The sequence below is a fragment of the Kitasatospora sp. NPDC127060 genome, assembly GCF_042724935.1.
Classification (GTDB): Bacteria; Actinomycetota; Actinomycetes; order Streptomycetales; family Streptomycetaceae; genus Kitasatospora.
This window is the reverse complement of sequence record NZ_JBHXEG010000120.1, coordinates 1-19,980: the sequence shown is the minus strand read 5'-3', so window position 1 is coordinate 19,980 and position 19,980 is coordinate 1. Positions and strand designations below refer to the sequence as shown.

The window sequence follows — 19,980 nt, the reverse complement described above, 5'->3', positions numbered from 1 at the left end:
GCTTCCTACGCCCCTGGCTGACCTGGCGGTCCCGGATCTCGAAGTCCATTGCATCCCCTGAGCTGGGGTGTTGCAACGAACGCTAGAACCCAAGGTGGGGCCTGCGGGGCGTGAGGGGATGCCGGGTTGGGGGCGGCGTGGTTTCGGGGTGGGGTGCGGCGGGGTTCCCGGGGCTCGGGCGTTCAGGCGTTCGGGCGTTCAGGTGGCGGAGTGGAAGATCGCGTCCGGCGCGCGGCCGTCCTGGGACTGTTGGGCCCGCTCGGCGAGCAGCCGGGCGAACAGGACCAGGGCGGGCGTGGTGGCGGCCGCGCCCGGCCCGTCGTCCCGCACGGACAGCAGGGTCGAGCCGACCCGCACCACGGCCTCCGTCGCCGACGTGCCCCGGGTACGGGCGGCGCTCTGGTCGCCGATCGACGGGATGGTCACGGTGGTGGTGGCCTCCTGGCCGTCGCCCGGGCCGAGCATGCTGCCGAAGGCCCGGCCGGCCGCCTCGGCGGAGCCGAACCCGACCACGGTGAACCGTACGGTCTGGGCCGGAACGGCGCGGAACGCCACGGTGGCGTAGGCGAGTTGCTGGTCGCAGGCGTCCGGGAGCAGACACGGCACGTCCGGCCCGCCGCCGGTCCCGGAGCGCGGCCCGCTCTCCACCTGCCAGCCGGCCGGCATCGCCGCCACGTCCGGCAGCACGCCCTGCGCCTGCGCGGGGTCGCGGATGGTCCGGGCGGCGTGGGCGAAGTCCGGCCCGGTGGGGTGCAGTAGCGGGCGCGAGCCGAGGTTGATGCCCAGTGCGACCAGCGAGGCGATCAGGACCAGGGCCAGGGCGACGATGATCGCGAGGTTGCCGCGCCGGGCGGCCAGAGCCCGGGCGCCGGCGGCGGCCGGGTCGACCCGGAGCTGGACGGTGGTCGGGCCGGCGGTCGGGCCGGTGCGCAGTTGGACGGTGCGGTGGTCCGCCTCGGGGTCGGTCCGCAGTTGGACGGTGCGGGGGTCCGCCTCGGGGTCGGTCCGTAGCTGGACGGTGCGCGGATCGGTCGGCGTGCCGAGCGTGGTGGTGCCCAGGTACTGGGCGAACCCCTGGTCGGTGGCCAGCAGTTGGCCGACGGCCGTGGCCAGCGCGGCGCGCGCCCGCGGATCGTCCGGCCCGCCCTCGATCGCCGCCAGGGCCCGCGCCCCCTCCGGCATCAGCCGCAGCCGGGCCCGCACCACCTCGGCCACCGCCTGCCCCGCCCCGCCCGTCGCACCCCGGGCCAGCCGGACCAGCGCCCGCACCACGCCCGGTACCAGCTCCTGGCCGTCCCCCATGGCAACTCCCCCCGCCGCATGAGTCCTTGCCACCAGGCTCCCGGACCGGTGGCCGGGACGCACCCCCACCGGACCGAACGGAGACTGAACTGCAACCGCGCCCGGACGCACCGGGCACCCGACGGCTCCTCCAGGCGTACCGGCGTGAGGGTGTGCGGCCGCCGGGCCGCCGCGTGCGGGACGCGGCGGCGGTCAGCGCACCGGCATCGACATGTAGACCGCGCGGCGCCCGTAGCAGTCCGGCACCGCCACCTCCCGGTGCGCCCGGTAGCCGAGCAGCCGCAGCAGGATGTCGGCGCCGCGCACCGCGACCATCGAGATCCGCTCGAAGCCCGACTCCTCGGCGTGCGTCCGGAAGTGCCGCATGAACCCGAGCGCGACGTCCCGGCCGCGCAGGTCCTCGGCGATCACCAGGTCGTGCACGTGCAGGTTGGTGGAGGCGTACGTGCTCTCCTCCGGCCGGGTGAGGTCCGGGCAGCGCAGCGGCGGGTACGGCAGGCTGAGCAGGTAGCCGCGGACGACGCCCCGGTGTTCCAGCACGAAGCAGGTGGCCGGCGAGCTGCGGGCCCGGGACTGCAGGGCCTCCCGACCTTCCGACAGGCCGTCGGCCGCGTAGGCGTCGTGTTCCAGTGCGACCACGGCGTCCCAGTCGTCGTCGGCCAGTCGTCGGATCCGGAGGTCCCCGCTCACCGGGCCGGCACCTCCGCGTCGGCGTCCGGGCCCGCGGCGTCGGCGTCCGGACCCTGGGCGCCGGCGTCCAGGCCCTGGGCGCGGGCGGCGGTCACCAGCGCTGCCCAGGCCTCCACCAGCACCGCCCAGCGCTCGGCGTCCTGCCGGGCCTCGTCCAGGAGCTGCGGGCGCCGCTCGGCCACCACGTCCGCGAGTTCGGCGTACTTGCCGCCCAGCTTGCGGTAGGAGCGGTCCAGGACGTCCAGGCAGTGCTCGTTCCCGGCCCGGTCCCAGTCGACGCTGCCCCGGATCAGGTCGAGGACGGGCTCGACCTTCAGCCCGTGCCGCTCGTCCAGCAGCTCGCGGCCGAGGTCGATCATCCCGCCGTAGACCGGGTACAGGTACAGCATCGAGAGCAGGAACTTGACGAACCGCAGCTGGTAGGCGATGAAGCCGGCGCCAGTGCGGCGTTCGGGCGTGTAGTAGTTGACGATGTGGCGGTTGTGGACGACACCGGGCAGCCGGGAGTGGACCAGGGCGTGCAGCAGGGCGTAGTCGCTGCCGATGGTCTCGATCGAGGGCAGGAGCGGCAGCACCTCGTAGGCCCGGTGGTCCAGGGCGATGTTGCACATGTAGACGTCCCAGATGTCGGGCACGCCGAGGACGGAGTCGTCGGAGCTGAACGGCCCGGAGTCGGAGCCCTTGAAGGAGACCTCCACCATCGCGTCGCGGTCCTCCTCCGGCCACACCGGCGGGGTCCACAGGCGCACCACGTCGCGGTAGACGGCCGGGTCCAGCTCGTGGATCTCGCTGATGTCCACGTTGAGTTCGCCGATGAAGGAGCCGCTGACCAGCATCACCGGCTTGTCCGCGTCGGCCGGGTCGAGCTCGGAGCGGGACACACCGGCCACCGCCTCGCCGGCCGGCCGGCCGATCGAGAGCAGTTCGTGGTGGATCGGGAAGACCTTCTCGCCGTCGACGACCTGGAAGTCGGCGTCGTCGTTGCGCAGGTGCGCCGAGGTGCAGCCCAGGGCGGCCGCGCCCAGGAACAGCCGGTTGACGCAGGAGCCGTACGCGACGGCCGGCGGGAGCATCATGTCGAGCAGCAGCTCGGGGTCGGCGGCGCCGGAGCGCTCGGTCACCCGGCGCAGGAAGTCCCGCTGCCGCTCCTCGCCCAGGTGGTGGACGACCACGCCGGGGGTCGGCTCCAGCGCGGCCACGGCGCGCGCGTTCTGCGCGAACTCGGCGGCGCCGGTGGTGTCGAGGATGAGGAGGTGCGCCTCGACCCCGAAGTTGGCGACGGCGTAGGCCGCCTCCTCGGCGAGTTCCGCGATGGTCTCGGGGCAGGGACGCATGGTCGGCAGGGCGAGGCAGATTCTCTGCATGGCGGTGGTTCTCCGTCTATTCGTCAGAATCGTTGCGGCAACGGCGACATGAGTGCTTCGAGGCGCACCACCGTGGACTAGACCACTTCCCAAGTCAACGATTGACAAGGCGGCTGCGGCGAGGTGGAATGCGCCCCCGCCCGGCCGCTTCCGGGGCTTCCGGGGCTTCCCCGGGCCCCTTTTCGGGCAGGACGGATTACGGAGCCGGCGGCACGCGCCGCGGGCCCCGGCCCGCACGCCAGGACGAACTCCCCTCGATGATCCGAACGGCCGTGCGGGCGCGGGAGGTTCAACGCCACCGATCCCGCCGTCGGGGTCAACCCCCGGCCGGGACCTGCCGATACCGGCCATGACGCCACTACGCCGTTCGGAGGAGCCAGCATGCCCGAGCCGTGGCTGCCCGGTGCCGAGATCCACGACCTCGGCGACCACGCACCGACCGACCACCAGTACCCGCCGAAGGCCATCGCCCACATCACCTGGGACCGCAACGCCACCGCCTCCGCACCGCAGGACTGGTGCTCCTACGAGGACCTGGTCGGGTACTTCACCGGCCCCGGCGCCGGCGACGCCCCGCACCTGGTCTGGGACCCGTTCAGCGGCCGCGCCGCCCAGCTGTTCCCCGCCGACTCCCGCTCCAAGAGCCTGCTCAGCCCCGACCAGAGCCCCACCCGCACCAACCGGGCCGGACTGGTGGTGATCCAGATCGAGGCGGTCTTCTTCCCGTACTGCCGCCACCAGGGCACGGTCTACCCGCGGCTGGTCGACACCCCCTGCGCGGGCTGGGACCGGATCCACGCCTGGATCTCCTCCTGGGGCGTGCCCGACGTGTGGCCGATGGGGCGGCCCACCGACCTCTCCGCGCACCGCGACGAGCGGGTCTGGGAGACCGTCGGCGGCTGGTACGCCCACGCCCACGTGCCCTTCAACGACCACGTCGACCCCGGCTCCTGGCCCGCCTTCACCGCCGGCTCCGGCTCGCCGTCCGGGCCGCCCTCCCAGCCGCCCCCGGTGCCGCCCGCCGGCCCCGCCCCGGCCCGCTACCAGGTCACCATCAACGGCCTGGCGTACGGCTACGGCGCCCACGGCTACCAGGTCACCACGGTCGGCCGGGCGCTGGTCGCGGCCGGCTTCGGCGGCCACTACCGCTCCGGGCCCGGACCGGACTGGACGGACGCCGACACCGAGAACTACGCCGACTACCAGACGAGCCTGGGCTACTCCGGGCAGGCCGCCGACGGCGTACCCGGCGAGGGCTCGCTGCGCCGGCTGCTCGGCTACCTGCCGGGGCCGCGCACCGTCTCGCTCGCCCACGTCGTCGCGGCGGCGCACACCGACCCGGGTGCCGAGCAGGGGCACCGGACGTACGGGGCCGAGGTGGCGATCGTCGAACAGGCGCTGGTGGACGAGGGGTTGCTCGAACAGCGCTGGGTGGACGGCTCCTTCGGCAGCCTCACGGTCACGGCGTACGCGGGCTGGCAGCGGCGGTGCGGCTACACGGCGGGGGCCGCGGACGGGATCCCCGGATCGGACTCGCTGCACCGGCTGGGCGCGGCCCACGGCTTCGCGGTGACGGACTGACGCGCCGATGCCGACGGGCCGACGGGCTGGCGGACCGACGGGCCGACCGGGCAGGCGGGGCTGACCGGGCGGGCGGGCCGAGTGTGTCTGCTCCGGCGGGCGTACTCCCGGGGGAGTTGATCGGTCACGGTTGCTCCCGGGCGCGTACTCGCCCGGGAGTAGGCCAAGTTACTTCCACCGTCAGATGCCCGATGAGGAGCGGGCGGGGGAGTCTGGGCGCGTCCTCGTGACCCCGACTCGAAGGAGGTACCCGTGCGCTCGTCCACCGGAGCCGTCGCGGCCCCCGGCGGGCGGCGGCGGCCCGCCGGCCGCCGCCTGTCGCCGCGGGCGCGCAAGCGGCTGGTGGTGCTGCACGTCGTCGTCTCGGTGAGCTGGCTGGCGCTGATGCTCTGCCTGCTCACCCTGGCGGTGACGGCGCTGACCACCGACGACGCCGACCGGTTGAGAACCGCCTACCGGGCGATGGCTCTGCTGGGCGACCCGCTCATCCTGCCGCTGAGCCTGCTCACCCTGCTGAGCGGGGTGGCGCTGGGGCTCGGCACGTCCTGGGGCCTGTTCCGGTACTACTGGGTGAGCACCAAGTTCTGGCTGACGCTCGGCGCGATGGCCGCCTCGGTGTTCGCCCTCACCGACCGGCTTCACGACGCGGCCCGCGTCGCGGACGCTCACCCGACCGGCCCGATCCCTGTGGCGGAGCTCGGCTTCGTCCGCTACAACACGGTGATCGTCCCGGCGGTCGCGCTCGCGCTCTACCTGTTCAACGTCATCCTGTCGGTGTACAAGCCCTGGGGGCGCCGTACGGCCGCGGGCGAGCGCCCGGGCCGAATACCCCGGGCGGGTGATCGGACCGAGGCCCGGACCGAGGCCGGGCCCGGGCCCGAGGGGTGATGACGGCCGCACCCATCGGTGCTGGCTGGGGGAATGCCCACCCGGCGGGCGGGCGTTGTCCACCCACGTGACCAGCGCTACGCCCGCGACCAGGCTCTCCGTCCTCGACCGTTCCCGGACCAGACAGGGCGAGGAACCGGCGCAGGCGCTGCGCAACACGGTGGTCCTCGCCCGCGAGGTCGAGCGGCTGGGTTATTACCGGTTCTGGGTCTCCGAGCACCACGGCGTGCCCGGGGTGGCCGGATCGGCGCCGACGGTGCTCGCCGCGGCGGTCGCGGCGGCCACCAGCCGGATCCGGGTCGGCACCGGCGGGGTGATGCTGCCCAACCACCAGCCCATGGTGGTGGCCGAGCAGTTCGGGGTCCTGGCGGCACTGTTCCCGGGGCGGATCGACATGGGGCTCGGCCGCTCGGTGGGCTTCACCGACGGCGTCCGGCGGGCGCTCGGGCGGGAGAAGGACGCCGCGGACGACTTCGGCGGCCAGCTGAGCGAGCTGCTCGGCTACTTCGACGGCTCGCAGCAGGTGCACCGGGACGTCCACGCCCGTCCGGCCGAGGGCCTGCACGTACCGGCCTTCGTCCTGGCCACCGGTGCGGGCGCCGAGCTTGCCGCCGAGGCCGGGCTGCCGCTGGTGATCGCCGCCGCGCGCGGGGAGGACCGGATGCTCGCCGCGATCGACGCCTACCGCAGCCGCTTCCGCCCCTCCGAGCAGGCCGACGAGCCGTACGTGGTGGTCTCGGGCACGGTCGCGGTGGCCGAGACCGAGGAACGGGCGCGCGAACTGCTCGTCCCGGAGGCCTGGGCCGGCGCGTACTCCCGCACCCACGGGGAGTTCCCGCCGCTGGCCCCGGCCGCCGAGATCCGGGCACGGGCGATGAGCGGGCGCGAGCGGGCCGCGTTCGAACAGTCGCTCAAGGGCCACATCGCGGGCACCCCGGAGCAGGCCGCCGCCGAGCTGGCCGCCCTGGTGGCGCGCAGCGGCGCGGACGAGTTCCTGGTGGCGACCAGCACCTACGACCGCACCGCACTCCTGGACTCCTACCGTCTGCTCGCCGAGGCCGTCGGTCAGGCCTGAGGCGTGGTCGACCCGGGCCGGGTCGACCGGCCGCCCTCCCCGGCCACCCGGGACGGATTTCTGACCAGGCGTGATGACCTGCTATTGTTCTTCTCGTCGAGGGGAAATGATCTTCCGCAGCGAAGACTTCTCGAACATGCGTCAGCGGTGCTACCAGAGCACGTCCTACTTTCAGTAGGAAGAGTCCGTGCGATCCGGGCCTGGCGCTCCACCCGAAGGGGCCCGTTCCGTCCAGCGGAACGGGCCCCTTCGTCATGCCCGGCCGTCCGTGGGGCCCTCCACTCGTCCGCCGGGGGCGCTCCACCCGTCCGCCCGTCTGCCGGGGCCCGAGCCGCCGTCCGCCCGTCGGCGTGGCCGTGCGCGCCCGGTTGCCGACCGGTGGGTCCTCTTATCGCACTTTGGTCCTCGAAACCCTCGCCGGCGATCCGGTATCAGCCAAGGTCTCGCACCAGGTGGCTGATGGGCCATCCCTCGCGAGGGTCGACCGGCCAGCGGGTTTGCCCCTCAGGCAGGCCTGGCGCTCCAGCACACCTTGGCTGAAACCCGTCGCATCTCGTGTGAATATGCCATTGGAATGTTCGTCATACGGAATCCGGCAGTAGCCTTCCGTGTCGAACCCGCCACTGCTGGTGGCGACCCGGCCGGAGTCGCGCTGCGCCCGGCCACCCAGACCCCCTCGAAGGAGCCGGTGTGCCGGGTATCGACGAATGCCTCTCCGGAGCGATGGCGATCGCCGGAGCCCGCTCGGCGAGCCTGGTCGACTGGAGCAGCGGACTTGCCCTCGGCAGCCTCGGGGACAGCCCGGTCGGCGAACACGAGACCGCGGCCGCCGAGGCAACCGACCTGGTGCGCGCGGCAGTTGAGAGCCAGACCTTCACCGTGGCGGAGGACCGGCGCTCGCCGTTGGAGGACATCATTGTCACCGCGGGCCGCAGCTACCACCTGATCCGCTTCATCGACACCGTCTTCGACAGCCGGCTCGTCCTGCACCTCTGGCTGGACCGGGAGTCGGGCAACCTCGCTGTCGCCCGCTTCCGCCTCCAGGCCCTCGCCGAGGAGCTGGTGCTGGGGTGAGCGCGGCGCCCGTACCGACCGTCGCATTCCGGCCAGCCGGCTGCGCCACCTCGCCCGCCGTTGCCGCGTCGATGGCCCCGACATCCCCGATGTCCCCGACACCCCCGACCGCCCGGCGGTGGCCCGCATGACCGCCGGACCGCTGACCGCCGGACCGCTGACCGCCGCATCACTGACCGCCGCTCCGCTGGCCGCCGAAGCGCCGCCGGCGGAGCGGACCGACCGGGCCGAGTCCGTCTCGCCCAGGACCCCGGGCGAGGCCGTCGCCCTGCTCGCCGCCCGCCGGGCCACCGGCGCCCTGCACGGTCCGCTCGGCATCCTCCACCTGGTCGACGGCCAGGTGGCCGCCGCCGAGTCGCCGCGCGCGCCAGGGCTGGCCGACCTGCTCACCGGCTGCGGCCGGATCACCCCCGAGGACTGGGCCGAGCTGCTGGACCGCCACGGCCCGCAGGGGCGGGTCGGCGAAGTCCTGGTCGAACGGCGGCTGCTCACCCACGGTGAGCTCGAACTCGGCCACCTGGGCACGCTGTTCGACGCCTCCTACTTCGTCCTCGCCGACCGGGCCGGAGGCACCTGGCGGTTCGAGTCCGCCACCCGGCACTGGCTCGGCCCGGTGGCACTGGTCGACCCGGCGCGGCTCGGCCGCGAGGTCGAGCGCCGTCGCCAGCTCCTCGACCGGATCTGGCCCTGGCCGCAGCTCGACACCGCGCCGGTGCGTCCGGTCGAGCACGGCCGACGCCCCTCGCACCGCCCGCCCGGCCGCCGCCGCCGCGACCTGCTGGACCACGCCGACGGCCGAAGAACCCCGGCGGACCTGGCCCGGCTGCTCGGCCGCTCCGGCTTCGGTGTGACGGCGGACGTCCGCCGGCTGGCCGCCGCGGGACTGCTCGACGCCCCCCGCCACGCCGCGCCGACCGCCACGCCCCCGGCCGCGGCCCCTGGCCCGGCCGCACCCGGACAACCCGGAGCCGCTCCCGCCCGCCCGTCCGCCGCCCCCGCCCGCCCGTCCGCCGCCCCCGCCCGCCCGTCCGCCGCACCCGTCCGCCCCGGCGGCGGACTGCACCGCAGGGTCCCCGGCGCGACCCTCCGCGGCATCCCGGGCACTGGCACCCCGGCCACCAGCCCCTCGGCCACCAGCCCCTCGGCCACCAGCCCCTCGGCCACCAGCTCCCCGCCCCCCGGCCCCGCAGCCCCCGCGCCCGCCCCCACGCGCTCCGACCGACCACCCACCCCGGCAGCGGCCCACCCGCTGACCGTCCCCGACCCGGACATCGCGCTGCTGACCCGGGTCCGAGACCTTCTGGAGGCCCGACTTTGAGCCACTCTCCGCCCGCGACCCCGCCGTCCCGGCCATGAGGCGGGCGCTCAAGCAGCGTGTCGGAAGGAGACAACTGATCGCCTTGGAGACCGAGCTGCTCGCCGAACTCCGCGCCGTCAAACGCCGCGTCCCGCACCTCGCGGGCGGCCTGGTGGCCAGCGTGGACGGCCTGCTGGTCGCGCACGACACCCACGGGACGGAACCCACCGGTCTGGCCGCGATGACGGCGGCCTCGCTCTCGCTGGCCCAGCGGCTGGCGGACACCACCGGCCAGGGCGAGTTCCGCGAGTCGGTGGTGCGCGGCGAACACGGCTACGTCGCCACCTACGCGGCCGGCGGCAGCTGCGTGCTGACCCTGCTGGCGCTCCCGGACGTCAACGTCGGCCGGCTCCACCTGGAGGCCCGTCGCTGCGCCCGGCGCATCGCCGAGCTGCTCAACGACGCCCTGGTGCCGAAGGACCCGCGCGACGCGGGCTGACCCGCCCCGACCGAGGACCCTTCCCGTCCATCGACCATCCGACCGACCCAAACCGACCGACCCAAACCGACCGATCCATCCACCGACCGATCCACCCACCGACGAACCGACTTATCGACCAACCGACTGACCAACAGGAGTTGACGACAATGACCGACGCAGCCGGCGCGCTCAAGCAGGCGATGACCACCATCGAAGGTGCCATCGGCGCGGCCCTGGTGGACTACAACAGCGGCATGGCGCTCGCCACCCTCGACGGCCCCGGCGGCCTGGACCTCAACGTGGCCGCGGCCGGGAACACCGACGTGGTGCGCGCCAAGATGCGCACCATGGACATGCTCGGCCTGCAGGACGGCATCGAGGACATCCTGATCACGCTGAGTAGCCAGTACCACCTGATCCGACCGCTCGGCGGCCGCACCGGCAAGGGCCTGTTCCTCTACCTGGCGCTGGACAAGGGCCGGGCCAACCTGGCGATGGCCCGCCACCAGCTCACCCGGGTCGAGGCCGACCTGGAGGTCTGACCGGCTCCGGGCGCCGGCTACGGGCCCCGGCCCCGGCCCCGGGCGCCGGGTCGCGGACGAGGCCCCGGCGGCGGCTCACGCCCCGCGGGGCTCCGTCCACCGGACCTCGCCGCCGGCCAGCCCCGCGCACACCGCGCCGTCGGCGGTCAGCACGCTCCACGGCGCGAGCAGCGCGTGCGGCGGGACGGACAGCGCGCCGCCCTCCGCGAACCCCAGCTCCAGGCCGCCGGCCGGGGTGATCCGTGCGGTGTCGACCGTCCGGCCGACCAGTGCCAGTAGGGGCGGCGTCGGCCGGACGGTGAGTGCCGGGAAGAAGTGCCCGACCTCCTCCGGGGCCGCGAAGGACGGCGCCGCGAAGCGGAACTCGTGTGCCACCCGTACGGTCACCGGCCCGTCGAGCCGCAGGTCGAGCCGGGCTCCGCCGCTGACGGCCTCGACCCGCCGACCGGTCAGCACCTCAGTGATCGCGTTCTGCATGCCCCCAGTGTTCACCCGTCCGAGGGTTCTCAACCCCCGGACCGGCGGTCCGTCCGCGCACCAGCTCGACCGGCCCGCCCGCCCGTTCCCGGGCCGCGATCGCGGCGGCGACCCGGTTCCAGGACGGCTCGGACAGCAGGGCCCGGGCCTCCTCCGGACCGCAGAGCCGCCACTCCACCAGCTCCTCCTCCTGGAGCGTGATCGAACCGAGAAGTTCCGCCGTCACCTGGCCGCCGTCGTAGACGTACACCAGGACGGCGGTGTCCCGGCCGGTCGCCGGGTCGGCCTCGGGGTCGGCCGCCACGCCGGGCTGCCAGTCCAGCGCGAGCAGCGGCCCCGGCTCGACCTCCCAGCCCAGTTCCTCGCGGATCTCCCGCCGCGCCGCCGCCCGGGGCGTCTCCCGGGCGGCCTCGACCCCGCCGCCCGGCAGCGTCCAGTACGGCACCCGCCCGCGCGGCGCGTCCCACGGCCGCAGCCGCACCAGCAGCACCCGGCCGTCACCGTCGGTGAACAGCGCCCGGGCCTTCGCCCGGATCCGCGGCCGGGTGGCGTAGTAGGTGTCCCGGTCCATCGGCGGCTCGGTCGTCGACGGCTCGGTCGTCAGTGACCCGCTGGACCTCGGGGCCGACTCCGTCCCCAGTCCGGGCGCGGTCCCCAGTCCGGGCGCCGCGGCCAGCCCGGTGTACTCGGGTACCGGCCCGTCGGCGGGCAGCGCCCGCAGGGTGTGCCCGACCGGCAGGCTGTCCTCCAGCTCCAGCGGCCCGGCCGTCCGCGGCGCCCGCAGACAGGCCGTCACCCGCCGGGACAGCCGCGGCGGCAGGGCGTGCCCCGCCTCCTCCGCCGTCAGCCACACCCATCCGCCGACCTCGGCGGCGTCCGGCCGGATCGCCGCCACCTGTTCCGCCGTCAGCGGCTCGGCCCAGTACAGGTACGCCACGATCGGCGGACGGGTCGGGGACATCGCCCAGTCGACGCAAGCCAGCGGCCCCAGTCGGGGAGTAAAGCCCAGCTCCTCGGCGATCTCCCGCTCCGCCGTCTCCCGGGGCGAGCGGTCGGCGGGCTCCCACCCGCCGCCGGGGATCGCCACCGGGTGCTTCCGGTCGTACGGCAGCCGCACCACCAGCACTCGCCCCCGCCGCCCGTCCGGGGCCGGCTGCCCGTCCGGGGCCGGCTGCCCGTCCGGGAACAGCACCCCGGCCGCCGCCAGGATCCCCCGTCCCGTCTTGCCCGACGCTTCCACCCAGGCTCCTTCCGCCACATCGTTCTCCGGGGACGACATCCCCGCCGGGCTTGTGGTTCCCCCCGAACTCCTGCGCGGATACCTGCTCCCGGTGATCCGCCCTCGCTACTCGGCACCCCCGCGCGCCGCGCTGTGCCGTCACCCCAGCGAGGCCAGGGCCTGGGTCGCGGCCCAGGCCATCCGTTCGTCGTGCCGCGCGCTCGACCCGCGCAGCCGGGCGGTGCCCTCCACCGCGGCGAGGGCCAGCAGGCCCGGCAGCAGGTCGGTGCTGCGGGCGGCGACCCAGCGGGTGCCCCGGGTGGCCATCCACCAGAGGTCGGCGGCTCGGCCCGGTGGGGGTTCGGCGGGTTCGAGGGCGGGTGGTGGGCCGAGCGGGTATCCCGCCGTGCCGAGCAGTTCGTGGAACCGGCGGGCGATCAGGTGGTGCCCCTCGGCGCTGGGGTGGAGGCGGTCCACGCTCAGCAGTCGCCGTTGTTCGCACCAGGGCAGTTCGGCGATGTGCAGGTGTACGGCCCGGTGCCGCGCGGTCAGGGCGTGCACCACGGTGTTGACCGCGCGCATCCGCCGGGCCAGCGGGCGGGCGAGCGGCGCCGGAAGGCGGAGCAGGGTGCCGGGGTCGGGCAGGCAGGCGGTGAGCAACACCGCTCCGTGGCAGGACAGTTCGCCCAGGGTGGTGTCCAGCTCCAGGGTGGTGCGCCGGATGTCGAAGCCCGCCCGCAGGGTGTCGTTCCCGCCGACCAGTACGGCCGCCAGCTGGGGACGGCGGGCCAGCGCCGCCGGTACTTGACGAGTCGTCAGGTCAGTGGTCTGGGCGCCGCTGTAGGCCAGGTTGGTGAACTCGACGGTCCGCCCCTGGGGCGCCAGCGACCCGGCGAGGACGGCGGCCCAGCCGCGCCACCGCTCGCCGACCTGGTCTCCGATCCCCTCGGTCAGCGAGTCCCCGAGCGCGACGAAGCGCAGCAGCTCGCCCGCGGTCGGCTGGTCCTCGGCAGCCCGGCCGGGCCCGGCGTCCAGCACGCTCATCGCGAACTCCCTTCCCGTGCAATGGAGTTCCGCTCGTCTCCACCGGGTTCCCGAACCGGTCCCGCGCCCGAGCCCCCAAGTGCGCCCGAGCCCTCAAGCGCGCCCGAGCCCCGCAGCCCGCCCGCGACACCCGAGCTTCGCGCCTCGCTCGCCCCACCGGACTCCCGCGCCTCGCTCGCCCCACCGGACTCCCGCGCCTCGCTCGCCGCACCGGACTCCCGCGCCTCGCTCGCCGCACCCGGTCCCCGTACCCCGTGCGCCGCCAGGAAGGCCGCCACCGCCGCCGGCCAGCCGTACCGCTCGGCCTGCGCCCGGGCGGCAGCCCGCCGCACCGGCTCCTCCCGCCCCAGCAACTCCCTTACGGCGGCGGCGAATCCAGCCCCGGAGTCGACGGCGGCCACCCCGGCGGGCCCGACCAGTCCGGGCAGCGCGGAGGAGCGGCTGACCGCGACCGGCGTGCCGCAGGCCAGCGCCTCCAGCGCGGCCAGCCCGAAGGTCTCCACCGGCCCGGGCGCCAGTACGACGTCCGCGCTGCCCAGCAGCCCGGCCAGTTCCGCGCGCCCGCCGATGTGGCCGAGGAAGCGCACCGGCAGCCGCAGGCGCGCGGCCCGGGCGGCCAGCCGCTCCCGCAGCGGGCCGGTCCCGGCCACCACCAGGACGGTGGGCAGTCCGCGCGCCCGCAACCGGGTCAGCGCCTCGATCGCCCGCTCGGGCCGTTTCTCGGCCGAGAGCCGGGAGCAGAGCACCAGCAGCACGTCCCCGGGCGCCGCGTACCGGGCCCGTTCCGCCGCCCGTACGTCCGCCGGCAGCGGACGCATCGCCGTCAGGTCCACCCCGAGCGGCGCCCGGACCAGGTTGGGCACGCCGATCCGGCGGAACTCGGCCGCCGCCCAGTCGGTGGTGCAGAGCACCGAGTCGTAGGCGCGGGCGGTCGCCGCGTTGAGCCGGTCGGCGGCTGCGGCGGCCAGCGGGCGGGGTACACCCCAGGTGCCCAGCAGCCCGGTGGCGCTCTCGTGCGAGACCATCACCGAGCGGACGCCGTGCCGCCGGGCCCAACTGCCGCTCCAGCGAAGGGTCGTACGGTCGGAGACCTCCAGTCGGTCGGGGCTGAGCCGGGTCAGTTCGGCGGCCACCGCCCGCCGGTCGGTGAGCAGCCGGTAGCCGCCGCTGGCCGGCAGTACGGGGCCGGGGAGGGTGACCACCAGGCCCTGCTCGGTGTCCTCCTCGGAGCGCCGCTCGCCGGGCACGATCAGCACCGGCCGGTGCCCGGCCGCCCGGTACCCGGCGCCCAGGTGGCGCAGCGCGGTGCGCAGGCCGCCGGAGACCGGGGTGACGAAGTTGGCGAGGCGCACGATCGTCAGCGGCCCGCTGCGAGGTGGGGGCGTCATGCCGGCAGCTCCTCCGGCAGGGCCGGCACCTCCGGCTCGGCGGTGGCGATCGATGTGGCGGTCGCGGGAGCAACGGCAGGAGCAACAACAACAGCCGGAGCAACGGCGGGAGCAGGAGCAACAGCAGGAGCAGGAGCAGGAGCAGGAGCAGGAGCGCCGGAGGTTCCCGCCGCCTCCGCCACCCCCCGGTGCTCCGCGAGCACCTCGGTGTAGTGCCGCAGCAGCAGGTCCCCGACCGCCTCCCAGGTCCGGGCGGTGACCTCGGCGCGCCCGGCCCGCCCGTACGCGGCCCGCCGGGCCGGATCGGCGGCCAGCTCGGCGACCGCCCGGGCGACCGCCGCGCCGTCCCGGGGCGGCACCAGCAGCCCGGTGCGGTGGTGGGCGACCAGGTCGAGCGGGCCGCCGGCGGCCGGTCCGATCACGGGCACGCCGCTGGCCATCGCCTCCTGGATGGTCTGGCAGAAGGTCTCCAGCGGGCCGGTGTGGACGAACACGTCCAGGGTGGCGAAACATCGTGCCAGTTCCTTGCCGGTGCGGCGGCCGAGGAACACCGCGCCGGGCATCGAGGCCTTGAGCCCGGGCGCGGAGGGGCCGTCCCCGACGACCACCACCCGCACCCCGGGCAGGGCGGAGGCGGCGGCCAGCAGGTCGACCCGCTTCTCGGGTGCCAGCCGCCCGACGTACCCGACCAGCACCTCTCCGCCGGGGGCGAGCGCCCGGTGCAGGGCCTCGTCGCGGTGCCGGGGGTGGAAGCGCAGCGAGTCCACCCCGCGCGGCCACAGCTGGACCCTGGGCACCCCGTGCGCGGTGAGGTCCTGCGCGGCGGGGGTGGAGGGCGCCAGGGTGCGGGCGGCGGCCCGGTGCACGGCCCGGATCCGCCGCCAGGCGGCGGCCTCCCCGAGCCCCCGTCCGGCCCGGTAGGCGCGGGCGTACCCGGCGAGGTCGGTCTGGTAGACGGCGACGGCGGGCACCCCGAGCCGGGCTGCGACCTGCATTCCGCGCGCGCCCAGCACGAACGGGCTGGCCAGGTGGACGATGTCGGGCCGGTGCCGGGCGAGCGCGGCCGCCAGTTGCCGGCTGGGCAGCGCGATCCGCACCTGGGGGTACCCGGGCAGCGGCATCGACGGGATGTGCACCACGGGGATCCGCTCCGCCTCGGCGCCGGTGCCGCAGGTCTGCGGTGGGCACTGGGCGCCCCGCGCCGGCGCGGGGGTGACGACGAGGGGCCGGTGGCCCCGACGGAGCAGGTGCTCGGCCGTCCGCAGCACGCTGTGGGCGACTCCGTTGACCTCGGGAGGAAAGGATTCGGTGACGATGGCGACGCGCATGCCGGTGTTGTGTCCGCGCCCGGCGTGCACCCGGCCAAAGGGATCTGTCGTACAAGCGAACGCGGGTCGGCGATTTGCACCGCCGACCCGCGTCCTCCACCCGGCGTCGCCTCAGGCCGAGCCGGCGGTCTCCTTGAGCTCCGCGTACGGCGCGAGCTTGCGGATCGACTCGATGCTTCTCAGGCAGTCGTCCTTGTTCTCGTGCGGGTCGCCGGTCACCACGACGGACCCATTGCTCGCCTTGAGCCGGAACCGGTGCATCCCGCTCTCGTCCGTGTACAGCTCGAACTTCCCAGCCATGCCAGTCGACACCTCTCGCTCAGGTAACCCCCCTCGCACCGCACCGTAGGTCGGACCGCGTTGCGCCGCCCGCCGACCGGGGCATCCGAGTCATCGGACCAGGGCGGCCGCGGCCGCCGGCACGGAGGCGCTCGCCGCCGCCTCCGAGGCACCACGTCCCGGGGCGACGGCGAGCATGAGGCCCCGTCGGCCGCACACGACCTCGGGAGGGCGGGGCAGCCGGGCTTCTCGCGGCGTTGTTGCGGGCCCGCGCCGTGGAGCACAACTTCCACGCCGCCGGGTCCTCATGCCTGCCGTCCCGTCGCCAGCCGTCCGGCGGGGAAACGCACCCCGCCCTTCCGTGCCTCAGTTGCGAATATTAGCAACTGTTCAGGTCTTCGACTGCCATGGGGGCCGGTGGCCCCTCGCGCGGGCCGCGCGTACGGAAACGTCCGACCCCGCCCGGCCTGCTGAGCATTGGTGGCCGGAAGGGATTGCGAATGTCTGAAGCCACTACATGCGAAACCAACGAGTTGCGAAATTCTTCATCTGCGCACATGATGTCGACTGTCCGACCGGCACCGGGTGCCCGCGGCCGCCCGGTACGGGCGGGCCGGGCGAGGGAGAGGGGCGATGGCCGAAGTCTTCGAGCAGGAGCTGCGCGAGCAGCTCGCCCTGGCGCGCCAAGCCCTGCTGGGCGCGCAGACCGACGGTGACGACGAGGGGGCGGTGGCCTACGAGGGCAGGCTCTCCGGGCTGCTCGCGATCGCGGCCCTCAGCGGCATCGACGTCGCGGACTGAATCCCCGAGCACGACGCAAGGAGAGGGCTGAGCCATGGCCGTCCCGCTGTACCAGGCGAAGGCGGAGTTCTTCCGCACCCTGGGCCACCCGGTGCGCATCCGGGTGCTGGAACTGCTGCAGAACGGGCCGACGCCGGTCCGGGAACTGCTCGCCAGCCTCGACATCGAGGCCCCCAGCCTGTCCCAGCAGCTCGCGATACTGCGCCGGGCGAACCTGGTGACGGCCACCCGCGGCGGCAGCACCGTGGTGTACGCGCTCGCCACCCCGGATGTGGCCGACCTGCTGACGGCCGCCCGGCGGATACTGACCACGGTCATCACCGACCAGGAGCAGCTGCTGGCCGAACTGCGGGCGGGCGCCGAGGAGGTCCGGGCGTGAACGCCGTCCTGAACCGGGTGCGCGCCGTCCTGCCCACCCGGCGGATCCTCGCCACCATGGGCCGTTCACCCCGCAAGGACCTGCTCGCCGGGCTCACCGTGGCCATCGTCGCGCTGCCGCTCGCGCTGGGCTTCGGGATCTCCTCCGGCGCGGGCGCGGAAGCCGGCCTGGCCACCGCCGTCGTCGCCGGGGCGGTCGCCGCCCTCTTCGGCGGCTCCAACCTCCAGGTGTCCGGCCCGACCGGCGCCATGACCGTCGTCCTGGTTCCGATCATCGCCCGCTACGGCACCGCCGGTGTGCTGACCGTGGGCCTGCTGGCCGGCGTGGTCCTGGTCGCCCTGTCCCTGCTGCGAGCCGGGCGCTGGATGGCCTACGTCCCGGTGCCGGTGGTGGAAGGCTTCACGCTCGGCATCGCCGCCGTCATCGGTCTCCAGCAGGTGCCCGGCGCGCTCGGCGTGAAGAAGCCCGAGGGTGACAACCCGGCCGTCGTCGCGGTCAGGGCCGTCGCCGACTTCGTCTCCACCCCGCACTGGGCCGCCCTCGCCATCGCGCTCGCGGTTGCGGTGGTGATGCTGGCCGGGGTCCGGCTGCGACCCTCGCTGCCGTTCTCACTGATCGCCGTCGTCGCCGCGACCCTCATCGCGGAGCTCACCGGCCTGCCGGTGGCCACCATCGGCCACCTGCCCGCCGGACTCCCCCTGCCCTCCCTCGGCTTTCTCGACCTCTCCGCGGTCCCCGCCCTCCTCCCCTCCGCGATGGCCGTCGCCGCCCTGGCCGCACTCGAATCGCTGATGTCCGCGACCGCCGCCGACGCCATGAGCGTCTCCGAGCGCCACGACAGCGACCGCGAACTGTTCGGCCAGGGCCTGGCCAACCTGGCCGCTCCGCTGTTCGGAGGCGTCGCCGCCACCGGCGCGATCGCCCGCACCGCCGTCAACGTGCGCTCCGGCGCCGTCTCCCGGCTCGCCGCCCTCGTCCACGCGGCCGTCCTCGCGGTGATCGTCTTCGCCGCGGCCCCGCTGGTCTCGGGGATCCCGCTGGCGGCGCTGGCCGGGGTGCTGATCGCCACCGCCGTGCGCATGGTGGAGGTCGGCGCGCTGCGCGCGCTGGCCCGCACCGGTCGGGGCGAGGCCGCCGTCCTCGTGCTCACCGCCGCCGCCACCCTCGCCTTCGACCTGGTCACCGCCGTCATCGTCGGCATGCTCGTCTCCGGCGTCCTGGCGCTGGCCGCCGTCGCCAGGACGGCCCGCGTCGAGCAGGTCCCGCTGCACGCCGACCTGCCCCCGGCGGACCATCACGAAGAGGAGCAGGTACTGCTGGCCGAGCACATCGCCGCCTATCGGATCGACGGCCCGCTGCTGTTCGCCGTCGCCCACCGCTTCCTGCTCGAACTCACCGAATCCGCTGAGGTCAAGGTCGCGATACTGCGGATGTCCCGGGTCAGTGCCATCGACGCCAGCGGCGCGACCGTCCTCGGCGACGCCATCGCCAAGTTGCAGCGCCGGGGCACCCTCGTCCTCGTCTCCGGCATCCGCGACGAGCACCACCGACCCCTGGACGCCCTCGGCACACTCGACCGCCTGCGCGCCGACGGCCACCTCTTCCGCACCACGCCGGACGCCATCGCCCACGCCCGAACCCACCTGCACAAGTCCCTGGCCACGGCGGGCCGCACCGCCGAGAACGCCACCACGGCGGGCCGCACCGCCGAGAACGCCACCACGGCGGGAGCGAGCAGTTGAGCACCGCCGGGCTCGCCAGGTGATCCGGCGCCGGCGTGACCGCGGGTGCCACGGCCCGTCCGGCTCCCTCCGGACCCAACCGGCCGACCCCTACCGGCGCTACCGGATGAGCCTGGCCAGCAGCTGGGCCGCCGCCAAGGTCGTGCGCCGGATCACGGTCACCCTCCTCGCCTCGTGGGGCATCCCGCCGAAGTCGACGGTCCACGACGCCGCCGTCTTCGTCGTCACCGAACTCGCCGCCAACGCGGTGCGCCACGCCGCGCGCCGCTCCCCGTTCTTCGAGCTGCTGCTCACCGCCACCGACACGCACCTGGAGGTCGCCGTCCGCGACAGCCACCCGGCCCTGCTCGGCACCCCCGAACCGGGCGGCACAGGAGGCCTGGCCGCCGTCGCCGACCTCGCCCGGTCGGTAGGCGGCCGACTGAGCATCCACCCCGATCCGGACGGCGGCAAGGCCGTACACGTCCGACTTCCCCTGAACCCCTGAACCCCTGAACCCCTGAACCCCTGAACCCCTGGCCACCGCGACCCGAACAAGAGGCCGCCGCGTGCAGTACGCGATCACCACCTACGACGACCACGGCGCCCCGTTCGCTCCGAAGCTGGTCGACCTGCCCACGCTCCAGGCGCTCCTCGCCCGGGCCGCCGTAACCGGCGAGCGCCTGCACATCCGCCCCCGGAACCCGCGGGCGCGTCCCGCCGCGACCGAACGGAAGGAGATCCGATGAGTACCGACGGCGGTACCGGCGAAGAGAGCAGCCGTCGTAGAGCCATGCTGATCCGTGCCGGCATCTACGTCCTCGGCACTCACCTGTTCGCCGGTTTCGTGATCTTGCTCTTCGCTCTTGGCGACCGCCACTGATCCCCCGGCGAGCGACTGGGCAGGCGGCGGATCCTGCGGATCGCAGGGCCGGCACCACTGTGGTCGGCGCGGGGGGGGGTGCCTCTATGTCCTTCGTCAAGGCTGCGCGGGTCATGCGGGCACGGTTTCGGGGGTGCGGGTTTCGTAGAGGGTGCCGTCTCGGAGCA

22 protein-coding genes are annotated in these 19,980 nt (G+C 74.8%); 13 read left to right on the top strand and 9 right to left on the bottom strand.

All coding sequences use genetic code 11. The annotated features are described in order from the left end of the window. Positions 1–198: 198 nt before the first annotated feature. From ACFWIS_RS38080 to ACFWIS_RS38070, 3 genes are all read right to left on the bottom strand, one after another. The gene (locus tag ACFWIS_RS38080) at positions 199–1,302 is read right to left on the bottom strand and encodes a hypothetical protein (RefSeq protein ID WP_380462471.1); all 1,104 of its coding nucleotides are present in this window, start codon (positions 1,300–1,302) and stop codon (positions 199–201) included. Positions 1,303–1,494: 192 nt separating this feature from the next. Beyond that, positions 1,495–1,992, bottom strand: coding sequence for a GNAT family N-acetyltransferase (locus ACFWIS_RS38075; RefSeq protein WP_380462472.1), 498 nt, complete (start codon positions 1,990–1,992; stop codon positions 1,495–1,497). Further along, positions 1,989–3,356, bottom strand: coding sequence for a DUF6271 family protein (locus tag ACFWIS_RS38070; RefSeq protein WP_380462473.1), 1,368 nt, complete (start codon positions 3,354–3,356; stop codon positions 1,989–1,991). Before ACFWIS_RS38070 ends, ACFWIS_RS38075 begins: the two co-directional genes overlap by 4 nt. 381 nt (positions 3,357–3,737) lie before the next feature. Here ACFWIS_RS38070 and ACFWIS_RS38065 point away from each other — a divergent pair, with 381 nt between their 5' ends. The 7 genes from ACFWIS_RS38065 to ACFWIS_RS38035 all read left to right on the top strand — a co-directional run bounded on the left by ACFWIS_RS38065 (position 3,738) and on the right by ACFWIS_RS38035 (position 10,294). Further along, the gene (locus tag ACFWIS_RS38065; protein ID WP_380462474.1) at positions 3,738–4,937 is read left to right on the top strand and encodes a peptidoglycan-binding protein; all 1,200 of its coding nucleotides are present in this window, start codon (positions 3,738–3,740) and stop codon (positions 4,935–4,937) included. 252 nt (positions 4,938–5,189) lie between these two features. Next, the gene (locus ACFWIS_RS38060; protein ID WP_380462475.1) at positions 5,190–5,825 is read left to right on the top strand and encodes a DUF2269 domain-containing protein; all 636 of its coding nucleotides are present in this window, start codon (positions 5,190–5,192) and stop codon (positions 5,823–5,825) included. Between the two features lie 67 nt (positions 5,826–5,892). Then, a complete protein-coding gene (locus ACFWIS_RS38055; RefSeq protein ID WP_380462476.1) occupies positions 5,893–6,900 on the top strand; it encodes an MsnO8 family LLM class oxidoreductase in 1,008 nt (335 codons plus the stop codon). A 690-nt stretch (positions 6,901–7,590) separates the two neighbouring features. Continuing rightward, complete coding sequence (locus ACFWIS_RS38050) at positions 7,591–7,974, top strand: hypothetical protein (RefSeq protein ID WP_188302932.1); 384 nt, start codon at positions 7,591–7,593, stop codon at positions 7,972–7,974. Positions 7,975–8,101: 127 nt separating this feature from the next. After that, positions 8,102–9,292, top strand: a complete 1,191-nt coding sequence (locus tag ACFWIS_RS38045) for a hypothetical protein (protein WP_380462477.1) — start codon at positions 8,102–8,104, stop codon at positions 9,290–9,292. Positions 9,293–9,374: 82 nt separating this feature from the next. Beyond that, entirely contained in the window at positions 9,375–9,770 is a 396-nt protein-coding gene (locus ACFWIS_RS38040) for a roadblock/LC7 domain-containing protein (RefSeq protein WP_380462478.1), read from the top strand. A 149-nt stretch (positions 9,771–9,919) separates the two neighbouring features. Next, entirely contained in the window at positions 9,920–10,294 is a 375-nt protein-coding gene (locus ACFWIS_RS38035; protein WP_380462479.1) for a hypothetical protein, read from the top strand. A 75-nt stretch (positions 10,295–10,369) separates the two neighbouring features. On the opposite strand, the gene ACFWIS_RS38030 is transcribed toward ACFWIS_RS38035, so the two are convergent. From ACFWIS_RS38030 to ACFWIS_RS38005, 6 genes are all read right to left on the bottom strand, one after another. Continuing rightward, entirely contained in the window at positions 10,370–10,771 is a 402-nt protein-coding gene (locus tag ACFWIS_RS38030) for a DUF6188 family protein (RefSeq protein ID WP_380462480.1), read from the bottom strand. Then, entirely contained in the window at positions 10,752–12,011 is a 1,260-nt protein-coding gene (locus ACFWIS_RS38025; RefSeq protein WP_380462481.1) for an NUDIX domain-containing protein, read from the bottom strand. Before ACFWIS_RS38025 ends, ACFWIS_RS38030 begins: the two co-directional genes overlap by 20 nt. 138 nt (positions 12,012–12,149) lie before the next feature. Continuing rightward, positions 12,150–13,034, bottom strand: coding sequence for an SGNH/GDSL hydrolase family protein (locus ACFWIS_RS38020; protein WP_380462482.1), 885 nt, complete (start codon positions 13,032–13,034; stop codon positions 12,150–12,152). Continuing rightward, complete coding sequence (locus ACFWIS_RS38015) at positions 13,031–14,422, bottom strand: glycosyltransferase (RefSeq protein ID WP_380462483.1); 1,392 nt, start codon at positions 14,420–14,422, stop codon at positions 13,031–13,033. Before ACFWIS_RS38015 ends, ACFWIS_RS38020 begins: the two co-directional genes overlap by 4 nt. Then, a complete protein-coding gene (locus ACFWIS_RS38010) occupies positions 14,419–15,750 on the bottom strand; it encodes a glycosyltransferase family 4 protein (protein ID WP_380462484.1) in 1,332 nt (443 codons plus the stop codon). Before ACFWIS_RS38010 ends, ACFWIS_RS38015 begins: the two co-directional genes overlap by 4 nt. 111 nt (positions 15,751–15,861) lie before the next feature. Then, on the bottom strand, positions 15,862–16,050 hold the full coding sequence (locus ACFWIS_RS38005) for a YegP family protein (RefSeq protein WP_380462485.1): 189 nt from the start codon (positions 16,048–16,050) through the stop codon (positions 15,862–15,864). Positions 16,051–16,662: 612 nt separating this feature from the next. Here ACFWIS_RS38005 and ACFWIS_RS38000 point away from each other — a divergent pair. The 6 genes from ACFWIS_RS38000 to ACFWIS_RS37975 all read left to right on the top strand — a co-directional run bounded on the left by ACFWIS_RS38000 (position 16,663) and on the right by ACFWIS_RS37975 (position 19,813). After that, the gene (locus tag ACFWIS_RS38000; protein ID WP_380462486.1) at positions 16,663–16,830 is read left to right on the top strand and encodes a hypothetical protein; all 168 of its coding nucleotides are present in this window, start codon (positions 16,663–16,665) and stop codon (positions 16,828–16,830) included. Between the two features lie 34 nt (positions 16,831–16,864). After that, positions 16,865–17,209, top strand: coding sequence for an ArsR/SmtB family transcription factor (locus ACFWIS_RS37995; RefSeq protein ID WP_380462487.1), 345 nt, complete (start codon positions 16,865–16,867; stop codon positions 17,207–17,209). A gap of 56 nt (positions 17,210–17,265) precedes the next feature. Next, positions 17,266–18,951, top strand: coding sequence for a SulP family inorganic anion transporter (locus ACFWIS_RS37990; RefSeq protein WP_380462491.1), 1,686 nt, complete (start codon positions 17,266–17,268; stop codon positions 18,949–18,951). Between the two features lie 106 nt (positions 18,952–19,057). Next, positions 19,058–19,438, top strand: coding sequence for an ATP-binding protein (locus tag ACFWIS_RS37985; RefSeq protein WP_380462488.1), 381 nt, complete (start codon positions 19,058–19,060; stop codon positions 19,436–19,438). Positions 19,439–19,499: 61 nt separating this feature from the next. Further along, positions 19,500–19,679, top strand: coding sequence for a hypothetical protein (locus ACFWIS_RS37980; RefSeq protein WP_380462489.1), 180 nt, complete (start codon positions 19,500–19,502; stop codon positions 19,677–19,679). Further along, positions 19,676–19,813, top strand: a complete 138-nt coding sequence (locus ACFWIS_RS37975; protein ID WP_380462490.1) for a DUF6126 family protein — start codon at positions 19,676–19,678, stop codon at positions 19,811–19,813. The genes ACFWIS_RS37980 and ACFWIS_RS37975 overlap by 4 nt, the downstream gene beginning before the upstream one ends. The last annotated feature ends 167 nt before the right edge of the window (positions 19,814–19,980 follow it).